We start from the raw sequence: 17,315 nt of genomic DNA on the forward strand, positions 1-17,315 counted from the left end.
CATTGCCGTCGCCGCCTTCCGCGTAGTCATCGCCCGCTCCGGCCTTGAAAAAGTCGTTGCCAAGCCCGCCATAGAGCAAGTCGTTGCCAAGCCCGCCGTCGAGATAGTCGTCACCGGCATTACCCCAAATGGAATCACTGCCATCATAGCCGCGGATCGTGTCCGCAAGATTCGTACCCATGAGCTTGTTGGCGACGTTGGTTCCATTGATGTTCATTCGTTTACTCCCTGCTGTTTTGACGGCGGGGGTGGTGAAGTTCGAATGAGGCGTAACGGTGACACGCCTTACGCCGGAATTGCGCGCGTGGAACAAGCTGTTGTTTACGCGAAAGGAAAAGGGCGGCAGTTGTGTGGATAACGTTTTTTCCCGCCTCCTCGGAGAGCTTTCAGCTACCGGGAAGTTCGGGAGCAAGCGCAAGCCCTGTCCCTTTAACGAGTGCCGAAAGGCTTGGCCGATTGCGGATTAATGCTTCGTAAGCGTAACGGTCATAAGGCTCTTTCCAGCCCCGCCGTAACCTGACTTAAAGGCGGCAGAAGGCAACAGCCGCGGCAGGACGTAAGACCAGACCGTCAGGTAAGTGTGCGGGAGAAGTAAGCTAGCCGGCCTTCTTCAGCCCGGCGGCCTTTCTAAGGTCGTCATTCATTCGGCTCTGCCAGCCTTTGCCGGTCGCCTTGTAATGCTCGATAATGTCCGGATCCAAGCGGATGGATAGCTGCTGCCTGGGCTTCTCGATGGCTGGCCGGCCCCTGGCACGCTTGATGCTCTCGGCGAGGTCGGGAAAAGCCTCGGCGAAGGGCTTGGCTTGCCTAAGCTGCTCGTCGGTAGCCTCGGGAGCATCCGGGTCGCTGGCTATCTTGCGCTGAATTTCTGCCTCCTCCTTGTCGGAGATATGGCGAATGCGGCGGGATGGGTTCGTCATAGTAAGCTCCTTTCCTTCCGGCTGGCGTCACGCATGGAGATAATCGAAATACCTTCCGAGCCAAGGCGGGCGAAGACCACGGCAATCACGCCATTGCGCAGGACGCCGATTGCCATGAAGCGGCCTTCCTTGGCCGGGACCACTACGGACGAAGAGAAGAACTCCATGTCGAGCTCGGCGAAATCATAGGCGTGCTTGCCGATGTTGGTCTGGCGCTTGGTTTCGTCGTACGTGATCTTCATGCATTTTTTGTATCACGTTTAATTCCGAATGCAAAAATAAAAGTGATACGGAAAATGTGATACGGAAAAGCGAGGCTTTTGAATGACCGACGAGACCCGAAAAACGGCCTCCATCCTGCCGAAGGACCGCAACGTCAACATCAATATGGAAAACTGAGGGGATGACCAGCTTATTATGTCGCATGGAGTCGCCAGCAAGAGGTTGGCAATGCTTGGAAATCAAGGGAGATCGTTGCGAGGCCGTGCGACACGGGTTTAAGCAGATCTCTCTGCGGCCGTATCAGCTAAGTTCTTGAATTTATTGATATGAAGATGGTGATCCCGGCGCGATTCGAACGCGCGACCCCCAGATTAGGAATCTGGTGCTCTATCCTGCTGAGCTACGGGACCACTCGGAATAGACCCATACAAAAGCGAGGCTCGTTCGCCAAGTGTTTTTCGGCGATCGCAGCCGATTTGCAGGCGCTCCCCAAGATCGGGAGCATATCCCGATGAATTTAGGTTGGGCCGACTCGAAATCATGAACGCGATCGATTCAAGTCGTTTGAGCGGCATGCGGGCGGCAAACCGTACACAGTTTTCCTCATCCCTCTAGCGTCCCCGATACGGTGGATGCTAAGCAAGGCCCGCGGCGCCGGAGGAGAGGCTGCCGCGTTTCACGCCAACGATCTTATCCCAAAGACCAGATATATGTTTATCGGAATTGACTGGGGCGGCACGAAAATGGAGGTCATCGCGCTCGATCGCGACGGCGAGACGCGTGCCCGCCATCGTGTCCCGACACCCACCAGCGGCTATGAGGATTGCGTCCGTGCCGTCGTAGAGCTCGTCGCCTCGGCCGAAAGCACCGCCGGCGAGCGCGGCTCGATCGGCATCGGCATACCTGGAAGTCCCAATCCGCGCACCGGCATCGTGCGCAATTCCAATGCGGTGCTCATCAACGGCAAGCCGCTCGGGCGGGATCTTGCGGCTGCGCTCGGACGTGAGGTGCGCCTGGCCAACGACGCCAATTGCCTTGCGGTCTCCGAAGCCGTCGACGGGGCGGGGAAGGACGCGGGCGTCGTCTTCGGCGTGATCGTGGGTACGGGCCATGGCGGGGGTCTGGCGATCGGCAAGAAGGTTCACGCCGGCTACCAGGGCGTCGCGGCCGAGATCGGCCATTATCCGCTGCCCTGGATGACGAAGGACGAATATCCGGGGCACAGGTGCTGGTGCGGCAAGCTCGGTTGTCTCGACATGTATGCCTGCGGCACCGGTCTGGAACTCGACTACCGCATGACGACCGGGACGGACCGGCGCGGGCGGGACATCATCGAGGCGAAGCGCGCGGGCGATCCAGTGGCAATCGGTGTCTACGAGCGCTTCGTCGACCGGCTGGCCCGCAGCCTCGCGCTGTTGACCAACATCGTCGATCCCGACGTCTTCGTGCTCGGCGGCGGCATGTCCAATGTCGACGAGATTTACGGCGAGTTGCCGGCATCGATCACCAGATATCTCTTCGGCGACAGTTTCGAGACGCCGATCCGCAAGGCGGTGCACGGCGACAGTTCCGGTGTGCGCGGCGCCGCATGGCTTTGGAAGGATTAATTGCCAGGCGGGAAATTTGCAGGATCGCGCATCGCACTCGTCCAGTTCGACCACTGACCAAGCGGAGGCATTATGAACATAGACAATGATCTGCGCCGGATTGCGCTGCAGGAGCAGCAATTGCAGTTTGACCGCTTCGATCTCGAGACGGCCTGGAAGCTGGGCGCAACGCTTCGCCGGATGGCCGCGGAACGCAAGCTCGGCTGCGTCATCGACATCACGCTCTATTCCATGCAGGTCTTCTATGCGGCCCTCGATGGGGCGACGCCGGACAATCCGAACTGGGTGCGCCGCAAGCGCAACACGGTGTTCCGCCTGTTCAAGAGCAGCTACGCCACCGGGCTCAGCCTTCTCAAGCAGCAAACGAATTTGCAGGCGAAGCTCGGCCTGCCGGATGCCGAGTTTGCCGCCCATGGCGGCAGCTTCCCGATCGTCGTCAAGGGAACGGGCTGCATCGGCGCCGTCACCGTTTCCGGCCTGCCGCAGCGGGAGGACCATAACCTCGTGGTCGAGGCGCTGGCAGAACTTCTCGGCGCGGATCACGACGCGCTGAAGCTGGAAAGCTGACGGAAAGCGGATGGGCATGGATATTCATCTCCAGGCAGGCGAACTCGCGGGCTGGCTGAACGATGCTGCCTTGCCGCTCTGGCGGCAGAAAGGCTTCGACGGGGAGGGCGGCGGCGGCTTCGTCGAGACGATCGACATGAAAGGCGAACCGACGCGGGCCGACCGCCGCTCCCGCGTGCAGCCCCGGCAGGTCTACTGCTTCGCCGCGGCCGGCCGGCGTGGCTGGAATGGAGACTGGCGCACCGCCGCCGAAGGCGGCCTTCTTTATTTCGATCGCGTCTACGGACAGCCTGGCGGCTTTTACGGGGCGCTGGCGAATGCCGACGGCAAGCTCATCGACGCTTCCTTTGACCTCTACAACCAGGCTTTCGCCTTGCTTGCCTTCGCCCATCTGGCGGAAGTGCTGCCGGAGCGCGGAGCCGAGATGGTGGGGCGCAGCGACAAACTCCGGCGGCGGCTCGAAGCCCGTTGCAAGCATCCGCTCGCCGGCTTCGAGGAGGACGAGCCGCCGCGCCTGCCGCTCGGCTCCAATCCGCACATGCATCTCTTCGAAGCCTGCCTCGCAAGCGAGGAGGTGGAAGGATTCGACCGCGTCGCCTGGGCCAATCTCGCCGACGAGATTGCGCATCTGGCCATGGACCGGTTCATCGACGCCGAGAGCGGGGCGTTGCGCGAATTCTTCGATCACGACTGGGCGCCGTTCCCCGGCGAAAAGGGTCGTATCGTCGAACCGGGGCACCATTTCGAATGGGCATGGCTTCTCCTGCGCTGGGCGGAACGGCGCGGCCATGCGCAGGCGATCGTCGAGGCGCGGCGGCTGTTCGATATCGGCGAGAAATATGGAACATGCCCCGAGCGGGACGTGGTCGTCATGACGCTCCTCGACGATTTCTCCGTTGCCGATCCGACAGCGCGGCTTTGGCCGCAGACCGAGTGGCTGAAGGCGGCGATCCGATTTGCGGCGTTGACGGAAGGTGCGGAGAAAGAGCGTTATCTCGCTTCGGCTGGACGCGCTACGGGGGCGCTGCAGCGCTTTCTGGATGTGCCTGTCCGCGGCCTCTGGCGCGACAAGCAGAAGGCGGATGGCACCTTCGTCGAAGAACCGGCGCCAGCAAGCACCTTCTATCATATTCTTTGCGCGATCTATGAACTGGAGGATTGCCTCAAGCGGATGTGAACTGCGGAAGACCGCACACACTTCTCCTCATCCCGCTCTCTTATCGGCCCCCGCACCCGCGGCGGGCCGCTTTTTATTCACTCATCCGCAATTGTGACCATCACGTATGTTGACATAAAGATATCTTTATGTGAGTAAATCGATAATTCTTTGTCGTTTTCAGAACGGGAGATCTCCCATGTCCGCCGCCGACGCCCTCTTTGGAAACGTCTCGCCCAAGCCGGATGGTTCGGAAATTTTCCGGCAGCTCGCCCAGGCGGCGGCTGAACGCATCCTCATCATGGATGGCGCCATGGGAACGGAGATCCAGCAACTCGGTTTCGTGGAGGATCACTTCCGCGGCGAACGCTTCGGTGGGTGCGCCTGCCATCAGCAGGGCAACAACGACCTCCTGACGCTCACTCAGCCGAAGGCAATCGAGGACATTCATTACCACTACGCCATCGCCGGCGCCGATATCCTCGAAACCAACACCTTCTCCTCGACGCGGATCGCCCAGGCCGATTACGGCATGGAGGACATGGTCTACGATCTCAATCGCGACGGCGCGCGGCTGGCGCGGCGGGCGGCGAAGCGGGCCGAGGCGGAGGATGGCCGGCGGCGCTTCGTGGCAGGCGCGCTCGGCCCCACCAACCGCACTGCGTCTATCTCGCCGGACGTCAATAATCCCGGCTATCGGGCCGTCAGCTTCGACGATCTGAGGCTCGCCTATGCCGAGCAGGTGCGGGGCCTCATCGACGGCGGTGCCGACATCATCCTGATCGAGACGATCTTCGATACGCTGAATGCCAAGGCGGCGATCTTCGCCACGCAGGAAGTCTTTGCCGAAAAGGGCGTCCGCCTGCCGGTGATGATCTCCGGAACGATCACCGATCTCTCCGGCCGCACCCTCTCAGGCCAGACGCCCACGGCCTTCTGGTATTCGGTGCGCCATGCGGAGCCGTTTACGATCGGGCTCAACTGCGCGCTCGGCGCCAATGCGATGCGCGCCCATATAGACGAGCTCTCGGCGGTCGCCGACACGCTCGTCTGCGCCTATCCGAATGCGGGCCTGCCGAACGAGTTCGGCCGCTATGATGAAAGCCCCGAGCAGATGGCGGTGCAGGTCGAGGGCTTCGCCCGCGATGGTCTCGTCAACATCGTCGGCGGCTGCTGCGGTTCCACGCCGGCCCATATCCGTGCCATCGCCGAAGCGGTCGCCAAATATCCACCGCGCCGGGTGCCCGAGATCGATCGCCGCATGCGGCTTTCCGGCCTCGAACCCTTCACGCTTACCGACGAGATCCCCTTCGTCAACGTCGGAGAACGCACCAACGTCACCGGCTCGGCGAAGTTCCGCAAGCTGATCACGGCCGGGGACTACGCCGCCGCACTCGATGTGGCGCGCGATCAGGTGGCGAACGGCGCCCAGATCATCGACGTCAACATGGACGAAGGCCTGATCGATTCGAAGCGCGCGATGGTCGAGTTCCTGAACCTCGTCGCCTCCGAGCCGGATATCGCCCGCGTACCGGTAATGATCGACTCGTCCAAATGGGAGGTGATCGAAGCCGGGCTCAAATGCGTTCAGGGCAAGGCGCTGGTGAATTCCATCTCGCTCAAGGAAGGCGAGGAGGCTTTCCTGCACCATGCGCGCCTCGTGCGCGCCTATGGCGCCGCTGTGGTGGTGATGGCGTTCGACGAGAAAGGCCAGGCCGATACGAAGACCCGCAAGGTGGAAATCTGCCGGCGGGCCTATCGCCTGCTGACGCAAGAGGTTGGCTTCCCCCCGGAGGACATCATCTTCGACCCGAATATCTTCGCGGTCGCGACCGGCATCGAGGAGCATAACAATTACGGCGTCGACTTCATCGAGGCGACGCAAGAGATCATCGCGGCACTGCCGCATGTCCACGTCTCCGGCGGCGTGTCGAACCTCTCCTTCTCCTTCCGCGGCAACGAGCCGGTGCGCGAGGCGATGCACGCCATCTTCCTTTATCACGCGATCCAGGCCGGCATGGACATGGGCATCGTCAATGCCGGACAGCTTGCCGTCTATGACGCGATCGACCCGGAGCTGCGCGAAGCCTGCGAGGACGTGGTGCTCAACCGCCGGGCCGATTCGACCGAGCGCCTCCTGGAGATCGCCGAGCGCTATCGCGGGAAGGGCGGGAGCCAGGGCAAGGAGAAGGACCTTGCCTGGCGCGAATGGCCGGTGGAGAAGCGGCTCGAACATGCGCTCGTCAACGGAATCACCGAATACATCGAAGCCGATACGGAAGAAGCCAGGCTTGCCGCCGAGCGGCCGCTGCATGTCATCGAGGGGCCGCTGATGGCCGGGATGAACGTCGTGGGCGATCTCTTCGGCTCCGGCAAGATGTTCCTGCCGCAGGTGGTCAAGTCCGCCCGGGTGATGAAGCAGGCCGTTGCGGTGCTGCTCCCCCATATGGAGGAAGAGAAGCGCGCCAATGGCGGCGGCGAAGCGCGCGAGAGTGCCGGCAAGATCCTGATGGCGACCGTCAAGGGCGACGTGCACGACATTGGCAAGAACATTGTCGGCGTCGTGCTCGCCTGCAACAATTACGAGATCATCGACCTCGGCGTCATGGTGCCCTCGGCTAAGATCCTCGAAGTGGCGCGCGAGCAGAAGGTCGACATCGTCGGCCTTTCCGGCCTCATCACCCCGTCGCTGGACGAGATGGCGCATGTCGCTTCCGAGCTCGAACGGGAGGGCTTCGATGTCCCGTTGCTGATCGGCGGGGCGACGACCAGCCGCGTGCACACGGCGGTGAAAATCAATCCGCGTTACAGCCTCGGCCAGACGGTCTATGTCACCGATGCCAGCCGCGCGGTCGGCGTCGTGTCGAGCCTGCTTTCGCCGGAAGTCCGCGACTCCTATAAGCAGACGGTCCGCGCGGAGTATCTGAAGGTTGCCGACGCACATGCCCGCAACGAAGCCGAGAAGCGCCGTCTGCCGCTTTCGCAGGCGCGGGCGAATGCCCTTCGGATCGACTGGGACGCCCACCAGCCGAAGGTGCCGTCCTTCCTCGGCACGCGTATTTTCGAGGGCTGGGACCTCGCCGAGCTGGCCCGCTATATCGACTGGACGCCGTTCTTCCAGACCTGGGAATTGAAGGGGGTGTTCCCGAAGATTCTCGATGACGAACGCCAGGGGGCTGCCGCTCGCCAGCTCTTCGAGGATGCGCAGGCGATGGTCGAAAAGATCGTGGCCGAGGCATGGTTCGCCCCGAAGGCCGTGATCGGCTTCTGGCCGGCCGCCAGCATGGGCGACGACGTCCGCCTCTTTACCGACGAGGTGCGCGAAGCCGAGCTTGCCACCTTCTTCACGCTGCGCCAGCAAATGGTGAAGCGTGACGGCCGGCCGAATGTCGCCCTTGCCGACTTCGTCGCACCGGCGGCGAGCGGCAAGCGGGACTATGTCGGCGGTTTCGTGGTGACGGCCGGCATCGAGGAGGTGGCGATCGCCGAACGCTTCGAGCGGGCGAACGACGACTATTCCTCGATCATGGTCAAGGCGCTTGCGGACCGCTTCGCAGAGGCCTTCGCCGAGCGCATGCATGAATATGTCCGCAAGGAGCTTTGGGGCTATGCTCCGGACGAAGCCTTCACGCCGCAGGAACTGATCGCCGAACCCTATGCGGGCATCCGCCCTGCGCCCGGCTACCCTGCGCAGCCCGACCACACGGAGAAGGAGACGCTTTTCCGGCTCCTGGATGCGGAAGCCGCTATCGGCGTCAGGCTCACCGAAAGTTTTGCGATGTGGCCGGGTTCTTCGGTATCGGGCCTCTATGTCGGCCACCCCGATTCCTATTACTTCGGTGTCGCAAAGATCGAGCGCGATCAGGTGGAGGACTATGCCGATCGCAAGCGCATGAGCGTCCGCGATGTCGAGCGCTGGTTGTCGCCTATCCTCAATTACGTGCCGATGCCGGAGACGGAAGCGGCGGAGTAGGCCGCAGAATTCATCCGTCCGGGCGTGCGTCGTTTTCAGGTGTTGGCTAGAGCATTTCAAGGTTTCATGGAAACGCTGAAATGCCCAACCATTTAATCCAACGCACTTCGGGACGGAAAACCGTTACACACTTTTCCTGGAAGTGCTCTAGAGTCTGTCAGGTTTATGTTAAAACATATCCCGCATGCCTGAGATAGGCGGCGCATTCATGCGGGCTGAAGGTTTTGAGGACTTCGCCGAGGCGTCTCCATGTCGCGTCGACGCTGCGCTCGTCGGATTTGCGCAGCAGGGTCTTCAGTTTGGCGAACATCATCTCGATCGGATTGAGGTCGGGGCTGTAAGGCGGCAGGAAGAACAGATGGGCGCCGGCATCGCGGATGGCGTTGCGCGCAGGCTTGCCCTTATGGCTGCCGAGATTGTCGAGGATGACGATATCGCCGGGATTGAGGGTTGGTGCCAGGCATTGCTCGACCCACGCGGTGAAGGCAATGCCGTTGATCGGGCCATCGAGCACGAAGGGCGCGACGATGCGGTCGTGGCGCAGCCCGGCGAGGAAGGTCAGCGTCTTCCAATGGCCATGCGGTATTCTGGCGAAAAGCGGCTGGCCGCGCTGACACCAGCCGCGGGTGCGCGTCATGTTGGTTTTGACCCAGGTTTCGTCGACGAACACCAGGCGGCGCGGATCAAGTCGATGTTGATGGGTCTTCCAGCGGCTTCGGAACCGCGCCACCTTCGGCCTGTCCTGTTCGCTGGCGATCAGCGTTTTTTTTAAATGTCTTGCCTTCGCGGCGCAGGAAACGCCAAACGGTGTCGTGAGAGACATCGATCCCGGCCGCCTTCAGATCGGCGGCAAGCGCCCGCACCGTCCAATCGGGCTTGGCCGCCAGCCGACGGTGAACCTCATCGGCCGCTGCGCCCCGCAGCATCGGTTTGACATGGCCACCCATCTTGGCCGGCGCCAAACCGCGGCCGGACCGGTCGAGCTGGCCGATCCGCACCGCCGTCGCCGCTGATATTCCAAAGCGCAACGCTGCCGCCCGCACCGTCATGCCTCCTGCCAAGGCGTCGGCGACGCGCTGGCGTAAATCAAGAGAAAGAGGTCGCGCCATCATTGCGGGCCTCCTCACCAGCAATGATCTTGAATCACAATCGAAGCAAAAAGGGAATCCCGGTTCGATTCAGCTTAAGGCTGACCGACTCTAGCGCCCCCCTGCCAGGATCATCTGAGCCGCCTTCTCGGCGATCATGATCGTCGGAGAATTGGTGTTGCCGGAGGTGATCGTCGGCATGATCGAGGCATCGGCGATGCGCAGGCCGGCAATGCCGCGCAGCCGCAACTCGGGATCCACGACGCTATCGGGGTCGCCACCCATGCGGCAGGTACCGACGGGATGGAAGATCGTCGTGCCGATGTCGCCTGCCGCGCGTTTCAGCTCCTCGTCCGTCTCGCAGTTCGACCCGGGCTTGAACTCGACGGGATTGTAGCGGGCGAAGGCGGGCTGCGCGACGATGCGGCGGGTGAGCCGGATCGACTTCACGGCCACGTCCCGGTCGGCCTCGGCCGTCAGGTAGCGCGGGCGGATGTCCGGCGCCGCGGCGAAATCCGGCCCTTTCAGATGTACGGAACCGCGGCTTTCCGGCCGCAGATTGCAGACGCTCGCGGTGATGGCGGGAAAGGGGTGTACCGGCTCGCCGAATTTTTCGAGCGTCACCGGTTGTACGTGATACTGCAGGTCCGGCGTTTCCTTCTCCGGGCCCGATCGCGTGAAGATACCGAGCTGGCTCGGCGCCATGGCCATCGGGCCGGAGCGGCGGACAAGGTATTCGAGGCCGATCGCGGCCTTGCCGAAAAGTGAAGTCGCCTTTTCATTGAGCGTCGGAACGCCGGTCACCTTGTAGGCGAGACGCAATTGCAGATGGTCCTGCAGGTTTTCGCCGACACCGGGCAGCTCGTGGCGGACCTCGATGCCGTTTTCGCGCAGCACGTCGGGCCGGCCGATTCCGGAGAGTTCGAGGATATGCGGCGAGCCGATCGCCCCGGCCGAAAGCACGGTTTCGCGGCGCGCCCGGGCGCTTTTCGTGATTCCGTCATGCTGGAACTCGACGCCGGCGATGCGGCCGTCTTCGAGAATGAGCCGGCGGACATGGGCTTTCGTCAGGATCGTAAGGTTCCGCCGGTTCCTGGCAGGTTTCAGGAAGGCCTTGGCCGTATTCCAGCGGATGCCAGACCGCTGGTTGACGTCGAAATAACCGGAGCCCTCGTTGTTTCCGCGGTTGAAATCGTCGGTCTCCGGAATGCCCGCTTCGGTCGCAGCCTTCTGGAAGGCGTCGAGCACCGCCCAACGGACGCGCGCTTTCTCGACCCGCCATTCGCCCCTTGCGCCGTGCATGTCGTCGGCGCCGCGATAATGGTCCTCGGATTTCCTGAAGAACGGCAGCACGTCGTTCCAACTCCAGCCGGGGCAGCCGAGCTGGCGCCAGAGGTCGTAATCTCGCGCCTGCCCGCGCATGTAGATCATGCCGTTGATCGAGGAGCAGCCGCCGAGCACCTTGCCGCGCGGGTAACCGAGAGACCGGCCGTTGAGTCCCTCCTCCGCCGCCGTGGTGAAGCACCAGTCGGTGCGCGGATTGTTGATGCAATAGAGATAGCCGACCGGAATGTGGATCCAGTGATAATTGTCGCTGCCGCCGGCCTCGAGCAACAGCACGCGGTGGTCCGGGTTTTCCGACAGGCGGTTGGCGAGCACGCAGCCGGCGCTGCCCGCTCCGACGATGATGAAGTCGAACGTGTCCATTGGTTTTCTCTATGTCGAGGCCCGACGTGGTTCGGACCGATGCATGGTCAATGCTTGTGTCGATGCTCGAAGCCGAGCCTGCGGCCAAGCCGGGAGTTGTAGAACTCGCCGACGATGCCGCGGCGGAACAGAAGCACGCAGACCATGAAGACGATGCCGGTTATGATCGTGACCGGAAATTCCGACGTCGCCAGATAGTTCTGCAGCGTCACGACGAGACCCGCGCCGAAGAGCGGCCCGATCAGCGTTCCGATGCCGCCGAGAAGCGTCATCAGGATGACCTCACCGGACATCTGCCAGCTGACGTCGGTCAGCGTCGCGAACTGGAAGACGAGTGCCTTCAGACCGCCGGCAAGCCCGGTAAGCGCCGCCGACATCACGAAGGCTGCGAGTTTGTAGTTCCTGACCGAGTAGCCGAGCGAGATCGCGCGCGTCTCGTTCTCGCGGATCGACTTCAGGATCATGCCGAAGGGCGAATTTATGATCCGCCAGATCATGGCGATGCCGATGACGAAGACGGCGAGCACGAAATAATACATGTTCGTCGGCTGCGAGAGATCGATGAAACCGAGGAGATGGCCGCGGGGCACCGACTGGATGCCGTCCTCGCCGCGGGTGAACCCGGCCTGGAGGCAGAAGAAATAGAACATCTGGGCCAGCGCCAGCGTGATCATGGCGAAGTAGATGCCCTGCCGGCGGATCGCGAAGAAACCGACGACCGCGCCGAGAAGTGCAGCGCCGACGACGCCGAAGAGGACGCCGAGTTCGGGCGGCACGCCCCATTCCTTGACCGCATGCGCGGTGAAATAGGCCGCGCCGCCGAAGAAGGCGGCATGGCCGAAGGAGAGCAGCCCGGTATAGCCGAGCAGCAGATTGAAGGCGCAGGCAAAGAGCGCGAAGCACAGGATCTTCATGAGGAAGACGGGGTAGAAGAACAGGGGCGCAAGCAGCAGGCAGGCAAGGCCGACGCCGAGAAACACCGTCTGAACGATGGCCGGCGAGCGTTCCTTCTGCTTCGCGAGTTCGAGTGTCAGCGTCATATCAAGCATCCCGACCGAAGAGACCCGCGGGCCTCAGCAGGAGAACGATGGCCATGATCACGAAGATCACGATGTTGGAGGCCTCCGGATAGAAGACCTTGGTCAGTCCTTCGGCGATACCCAGCAGATAACCGGTGACGATCGCGCCCATGATCGAGCCCATGCCGCCGACGACGACCACTGCGAAGACGACGATGATGATGTTCGATCCCATCAGCGGCGAGACCTGGTAGATCGGCGCCGCGAGAACTCCGGCAATTGCGGCGAGCGCCGCGCCGAGCCCGTAGGTCAGCGTCAGCAGAAAGGGCACGTTGATGCCGAAGGATTGCACCAGGACCGGATTTTCCGTAGCGGCGCGCAGATAGGAGCCGAGCTTGGTCTTCTCGATCATGAGCCAGGTGCCGAGGCAGATCACCAGCGAAAAGACGATGACCCAGCCGCGATAGATAGGCAGGAACATGAAGCCGAGATTGGCCCCGCCCGTCAGCAGCGCCGGCGTCGCATAAGGCTGGCCGGACGCGCCGTAGAGATAGCGGAAGGTGCCTTCGATGGTGAGCGCCAGGCCGAAGGTGAAGAGGAGGCCGTAGAGCGGATCGAGCGTGTAGAGCCGTCTCAGCATCGTGCGCTCGATAACGGCGCCGATGAGGCCGACGAGAAGGGGCGCGAGAATGAGCGCCGGCCAATAGCCGATGCCGAAATAGGACAGCAGCAGCCAGGCCATGAAGGCGCCGAGCATATACTGCGCGCCGTGGGCGAAGTTGATGACGCGCAGGAGCCCGAAGATGATGGCGAGGCCGAGGCTCAGGAGCGCATAGAAGGAGCCGTTGATGAGCCCGATCAGCAGCTGCCCGAGGAAGGCCTGGAGTGGAATTCCGAAAATCATCGTCATGGCCTACACCCCGAGCACATCATGCAGCATGTCCATGCGCGCGGAAAGCTCCGAAACCGGAAACTCGCCGGCCACACGCCCATGGTCCATCAGGTAGAAGCGGTCCGCGACCTTGCTCGCGAAACGGAAGTTCTGTTCCACCAGGAGAACGGTGATGCCGCGTTCCTTCAGCTTTTTCAGGACCTCGCCGATGCGCTGCACGATCACCGGAGCAAGCCCCTCGGTCGGCTCGTCGAGCAGCATCATCCGGACTCCGGTCCGCAGGATGCGGGCGATCGCCAGCATCTGCTGCTCGCCGCCGGAAAGCTTGGTCCCGGCGCTGTTGCGGCGCTCGTGCAGATTCGGAAAAAGCTCGAAAATCTCGTCGATCGTCATGCCGCCCTTCGCGACCGCCGGCGGCAGCAGGAGATTTTCGTAGACGGTAAGCGTCGAGAATATGCCGCGCTCCTCGGGGACGAATCCCAGGCCGCGATGGGCGACGCGGTGGAGGGGCACGTGGATGAGGTCCTCGCCGGCGAAGCTGATTTCACCTCTGCGCTCGCGCACGATCCCCATGATCGCGCGCAGGGTCGTCGTCTTGCCGACGCCGTTGCGGCCGAGCAGCGTGACCATTTCGCCTTCGCCGACGGTCATGTCGACGCCATGCAGGACGTGGCTTTCGCCGTACCACGCGTTAAGGCCGGCCACCTTGAGAAGCGGTTTCATCTGGAGGCCTCCTCCGTGCCCATATAGGCTGTGCGGACGCGCGGATCCTCCGAGACCGTCGCATAGTCGCCTTCCGCGAGGATCTCGCCGCGCTGCAGGACGGTGACGTGATGGCAGAGCGTCGCGACGACCGAGAGATTGTGCTCAACCATCAGCACTGCGCGCTCGCGCGCCACTTCGCGGATGATCTCGGCGACCATGCCGACGTCCTCGTGCCCCATGCCGGCCATGGGCTCGTCGAGGAGCAGAACCTTCGGCTCGAGCGCCAGCGTCGTGGCGATTTCGAGTACGCGCTTGCGACCGTAGGAGAGGTCCGCGGCGAGGGCGTTCGCCTCCTTGTCGAGACCGACGGAACGGATCAGCTGCTCGGCCTTGCCGTTGAGAGTGTCGAGCGACGACAAGGATTTCCAGAACTGCGTCGCAAGGCGGTTCGGCCGTTGCAGCGCGACGCGGACATTGTCAAGCACGGTCAGGTGTGGGAACACCGCCGAGATCTGGAACGAGCGTACCAGACCCATGCGGGCGACCTTGTCGGGCGCGGTCCTGGTGATGTCCTCGCCGAGCAGGGTGATCGTGCCATGGGTCGGCTGCAGGAACTTCGTCAGGAGATTGAAGACGGTGGTCTTGCCGGCCCCGTTCGGGCCGATCAGCGCATGCACGCGGGCATGATGGATATCGAGGTCAACGTCCTTGACGGCGGTGAAGCCGCCGAAGTCGCGGCGGAGCCCGCGGGCGGACAGTACCACCCGCGGCGCTCCATTCTCCAAAGGCATGGCGACGGTCATCGTCTTGCCGGTCAGGACTTCACGAGCTCGCAGCCGCTCTGGGCCGGGTCGATGAAGGCTTCCTTGCCGGGAATGGTCGCGAGAACCTTGAAGTAGTCCCAGGGCTCCTTGCTCTCGTCCGGCTTCTTGACCTCGAGAAGATACATGTCGTGGATCATCCGCCCGTTCGGCGCGACTGTCCCGTTCTTTGCAAAGACGTCGTCGACCGGAAGAGCGTGCAGCTCTTTGGCGACAGCTTCCGTCTCGTCGGTTCCGGCCTTCTCGATCGCTTTCAGATATTGCAGGACGGCCGAGTAGGTGCCGGCATGAACCATATTAGGCATTTTGCCGGTGCGCTCCATGAAGCGCTTGCCGAACTTGGCGCTCTCCTCGTCGCGGTTCCAGTAGAAGCCTTCGGTGAGCGTCAGCCCCTGCGCCGCATCGAGGCCGAGACCGTGGACCTCGGCCAGCGTGAAGAGCAGGGCCGCCAGGCGTTGCCCGCCCTGGACGATGCCGAACTCGGCCGCCTGCTTGATGGCGTTCGAGGTGTCGAGACCGGCATTGGCAAGACCGATCACCTTGGCTCCCGAGGACTGGGCCTGCAGCAGGAAGGAGGAAAAATCGGTGGTTGCAAGCGGATGGCGGACGGCTCCGACGACGGTGCCGCCGTTCTCCTTGACATAGTTGCCGGTGTTTTCTTCCAACGAATAGCCGAAGGCATAGTCGGCGGTCAGGAAGAACCAGCTGTCGCCGCCCTGCTTGACCAGCGCGCCGCCGGTGCCGACCGCGAGCGAGTGGGTGTCATAGGCCCAATGGAAGCCGTAGGGGCTGCACTGCTTGCCGGTGAGCTCCGTCGTTGCGGCCCCGGTGACGATGTCGATCTTCTTCTTTTCTTTCGAGATCGCCTGCACGGCAAGCGCAACGGAGGAGGTGGTCAGCTCCATGATGCTGTCGACCTGCTCGGTGTCGTACCATTGCCGCGCAATGTTGGAGGCGATATCGGGCTTGTTCTGATGGTCGGCGGTCACCACCTCGACCGGGACGCCGAGCACTTTGCCGCCGAAGTCTTCGACGGCCATCAGCGCCGCCTCGTAGGAGGATTTGCCACCGAAATCGGCATAGACGCCGGATTGGTCGTTGAGAATGCCGATCTTGACCTTGCCGTCGGATGCGTCGGCAAGGGCGGCGGTGCTGCCGGCGAGCACCATTGCGAGCGTGGCGATCAGTTTCTTGTGCATTTGTCCTCCTCCCAAAGGTTCTATGTTCTAAAGGGCGATGCGAAGCCGCCGTGCGGATACACATAGGGCTCAGCCGTGTCCTTTCGAGACCTCGGCCGCCTCCCCACATCGCTCTGTTCAAATTTGACCAGACATGCTCCTCAAATGTCGGCCGCGATGTTTACCATCCAGAAAATTCTGCTTGGAAGCAAGTCGGTCGACCCGTAAATTGCAAACAGCATCTGTTCATTTTTGAACAGAAGGGGAGGGCCATGAATCCGAATTTTACCTGGGACGATCTGCAGTTCTTCCTCGCGGTCGCGCGAACGGGCCAGCTCTCGACGGCAGCGCGACGCCTGCGGACGAGCCACGCGACCGTCTCGCGCCGCATCGACCGGCTGGAATTCGCACTCAAGGTCAAGCTCTTCGAGCGCAACCCCCGCGGCTACGTGCTGACGACCATGGGCCAACGCTTCGTCGAAACGGCCGAGCGCATGGAGCGGGAGACGGAGCAACTGCAGCTCGACATCAGCGACGGCATGACGGCGCAACGCGGTGTCGTACGGCTGAGTACGCTCGAGGGTTTCGGCAACTTCTTCCTCGCGGACCGGCTTGGGGAGTTCGCCGAGCGCTATCCGAACATCTCGCTCGAGCTCGTGGCGATCCAACAGATCATGTCGTTGTCGCGCAAGGAGGCCGATATCGCGGTGGCGCTTGCCGCACCGAAAGCCGGAGCTTACCATGCCGAAGTGCTGACGCCCTATACGCTGCATGTCTATGGGGCACGCAGCTATCTCGCCGGTCAGCCGCCGATCCGCACACGCAGCGATCTCGGCTCCCACCGCTTCGTCGGTTATATCGACGACATGATCTTCACGCCGGGGCTGGATTATCTGGGCGAGATACAGCCGGGGCTGCGCGCCCATTTTCAAAGCTCGAGCATCCTGACCCAGTTGAAGGCGGTGCGCCAGGGATTAGGTCTTTGCGTGCTCCCGCACTTCATGGCGCAGGACGAACCCAACCTCGAGATTGTGTTGCCGGATGAAATCGAGCTGAAACGGACCTATTGGCTGATTTGCCACCGCGATCTGATCGCGATACCCCGGGTGAGGGCCGTACGGGATTTCCTGGTGGATGCCGCGACCGAAAACCGAGGCTGCTTCCTGCGTGAGACGCCGCTCGCATCGACGGGTCCGCGACGGGTTCTTGAACGTCAATAGCTCGTTAACCATATAGGCGAGGCAAACGCAGGGCCTTTCCGGGCGCGAGGGTCCCAAAATGGATGCCCCGCCTGCCCGTTTCCGGCCCGGTTCGCAGACGCAGGAATAAACACCCTTTAAAAACAGCGACTTACGATTTTCTGCTGATTTTTTGAAAATCGTTGTTGACGTGTCGGAGGGTGGGGGTCTATAAGCCCGATCACTGACGAGGGCGGCGGCGCTGCTGGCGACGATGTCCTT

The 17,315-nt window shown here is 62.3% G+C and carries 15 protein-coding genes and 1 tRNA gene; 5 read left to right on the top strand and 11 right to left on the bottom strand.

Annotated elements, in window-relative coordinates; all coding sequences use genetic code 11:
- The 4 genes from BHD07_RS31685 to BHD07_RS31700 all read right to left on the bottom strand — a co-directional run.
- Positions 1–217, bottom strand: a 217-nt coding sequence (locus tag BHD07_RS31685) for a calcium-binding protein (RefSeq protein ID WP_445190514.1), incomplete at its 3' end; no start/stop codon positions are given.
- A 379-nt stretch (positions 218–596) separates the two neighbouring features.
- On the bottom strand, positions 597–920 hold the full coding sequence (locus BHD07_RS31690; RefSeq protein WP_275597250.1) for a BrnA antitoxin family protein: 324 nt from the start codon (positions 918–920) through the stop codon (positions 597–599).
- Positions 917–1,162, bottom strand: coding sequence for a BrnT family toxin (locus BHD07_RS31695; RefSeq protein ID WP_018099710.1), 246 nt, complete (start codon positions 1,160–1,162; stop codon positions 917–919). Before BHD07_RS31695 ends, BHD07_RS31690 begins: the two co-directional genes overlap by 4 nt.
- Positions 1,163–1,475: 313 nt before the next feature.
- Positions 1,476–1,552 (bottom strand) — tRNA-Arg (locus tag BHD07_RS31700).
- Between the two features lie 300 nt (positions 1,553–1,852).
- Here BHD07_RS31700 and BHD07_RS31705 point away from each other — a divergent pair.
- From BHD07_RS31705 to metH, 4 genes are all read left to right on the top strand, one after another.
- Positions 1,853–2,749, top strand: a complete 897-nt coding sequence (locus tag BHD07_RS31705) for an ROK family protein (protein ID WP_026169173.1) — start codon at positions 1,853–1,855, stop codon at positions 2,747–2,749.
- 72 nt (positions 2,750–2,821) lie between these two features.
- Positions 2,822–3,316: a heme-degrading domain-containing protein gene (locus BHD07_RS31710; RefSeq protein ID WP_338284313.1), complete on the top strand. Its 495-nt coding sequence runs from the start codon at positions 2,822–2,824 to the stop codon at positions 3,314–3,316.
- A 10-nt stretch (positions 3,317–3,326) separates the two neighbouring features.
- Positions 3,327–4,493 (top strand): mannose-6-phosphate isomerase Pmi, encoded by a 1,167-nt coding sequence (gene pmi, locus BHD07_RS31715; RefSeq protein WP_338284314.1) that lies wholly within the window; start codon positions 3,327–3,329, stop codon positions 4,491–4,493.
- Positions 4,494–4,671: 178 nt separating this feature from the next.
- Positions 4,672–8,445, top strand: coding sequence for a methionine synthase (metH, locus tag BHD07_RS31720; RefSeq protein ID WP_338284315.1), 3,774 nt, complete (start codon positions 4,672–4,674; stop codon positions 8,443–8,445).
- A gap of 163 nt (positions 8,446–8,608) precedes the next feature.
- On the opposite strand, the gene BHD07_RS31725 is transcribed toward metH, so the two are convergent.
- The 7 genes from BHD07_RS31725 to BHD07_RS31755 all read right to left on the bottom strand — a co-directional run bounded on the left by BHD07_RS31725 (position 8,609) and on the right by BHD07_RS31755 (position 15,876).
- A protein-coding gene (locus BHD07_RS31725) for an IS630 family transposase (RefSeq protein WP_445190515.1) occupies positions 8,609–9,554 on the bottom strand; the annotation gives its coding sequence in 2 pieces (ribosomal slippage) (positions 8,609–9,215 and positions 9,214–9,554; 948 coding nt in all).
- Between the two features lie 90 nt (positions 9,555–9,644).
- Positions 9,645–11,240, bottom strand: a complete 1,596-nt coding sequence (locus BHD07_RS31730) for a GMC family oxidoreductase (RefSeq protein WP_275597254.1) — start codon at positions 11,238–11,240, stop codon at positions 9,645–9,647.
- Positions 11,241–11,287: 47 nt separating this feature from the next.
- Positions 11,288–12,280 carry a branched-chain amino acid ABC transporter permease gene (locus tag BHD07_RS31735; RefSeq protein ID WP_100674582.1) on the bottom strand — a complete coding sequence of 331 codons (993 nt, stop codon included), beginning with the start codon at positions 12,278–12,280 and terminating at the stop codon, positions 11,288–11,290.
- Position 12,281: 1 nt separating this feature from the next.
- Positions 12,282–13,169, bottom strand: a complete 888-nt coding sequence (locus BHD07_RS31740) for a branched-chain amino acid ABC transporter permease (protein ID WP_018099717.1) — start codon at positions 13,167–13,169, stop codon at positions 12,282–12,284.
- A gap of 3 nt (positions 13,170–13,172) precedes the next feature.
- Positions 13,173–13,874: an ABC transporter ATP-binding protein gene (locus BHD07_RS31745; protein ID WP_100674581.1), complete on the bottom strand. Its 702-nt coding sequence runs from the start codon at positions 13,872–13,874 to the stop codon at positions 13,173–13,175.
- Positions 13,871–14,659, bottom strand: a complete 789-nt coding sequence (locus BHD07_RS31750; protein WP_324762424.1) for an ABC transporter ATP-binding protein — start codon at positions 14,657–14,659, stop codon at positions 13,871–13,873. Before BHD07_RS31750 ends, BHD07_RS31745 begins: the two co-directional genes overlap by 4 nt.
- A gap of 11 nt (positions 14,660–14,670) precedes the next feature.
- Positions 14,671–15,876, bottom strand: coding sequence for a beta-hydroxybutyrate-binding protein (locus BHD07_RS31755; RefSeq protein WP_004435262.1), 1,206 nt, complete (start codon positions 15,874–15,876; stop codon positions 14,671–14,673).
- Positions 15,877–16,127: 251 nt separating this feature from the next.
- Here BHD07_RS31755 and BHD07_RS31760 point away from each other — a divergent pair, with 251 nt between their 5' ends.
- On the top strand, positions 16,128–17,075 hold the full coding sequence (locus BHD07_RS31760) for a LysR family transcriptional regulator (RefSeq protein WP_127710713.1): 948 nt from the start codon (positions 16,128–16,130) through the stop codon (positions 17,073–17,075).
- Positions 17,076–17,315 lie beyond the last annotated feature (240 nt).

Source organism: Sinorhizobium sp. KGO-5 (genome assembly GCF_036245905.1).
GTDB lineage: Bacteria > Pseudomonadota > Alphaproteobacteria > Rhizobiales > Rhizobiaceae > Sinorhizobium > Sinorhizobium meliloti_A.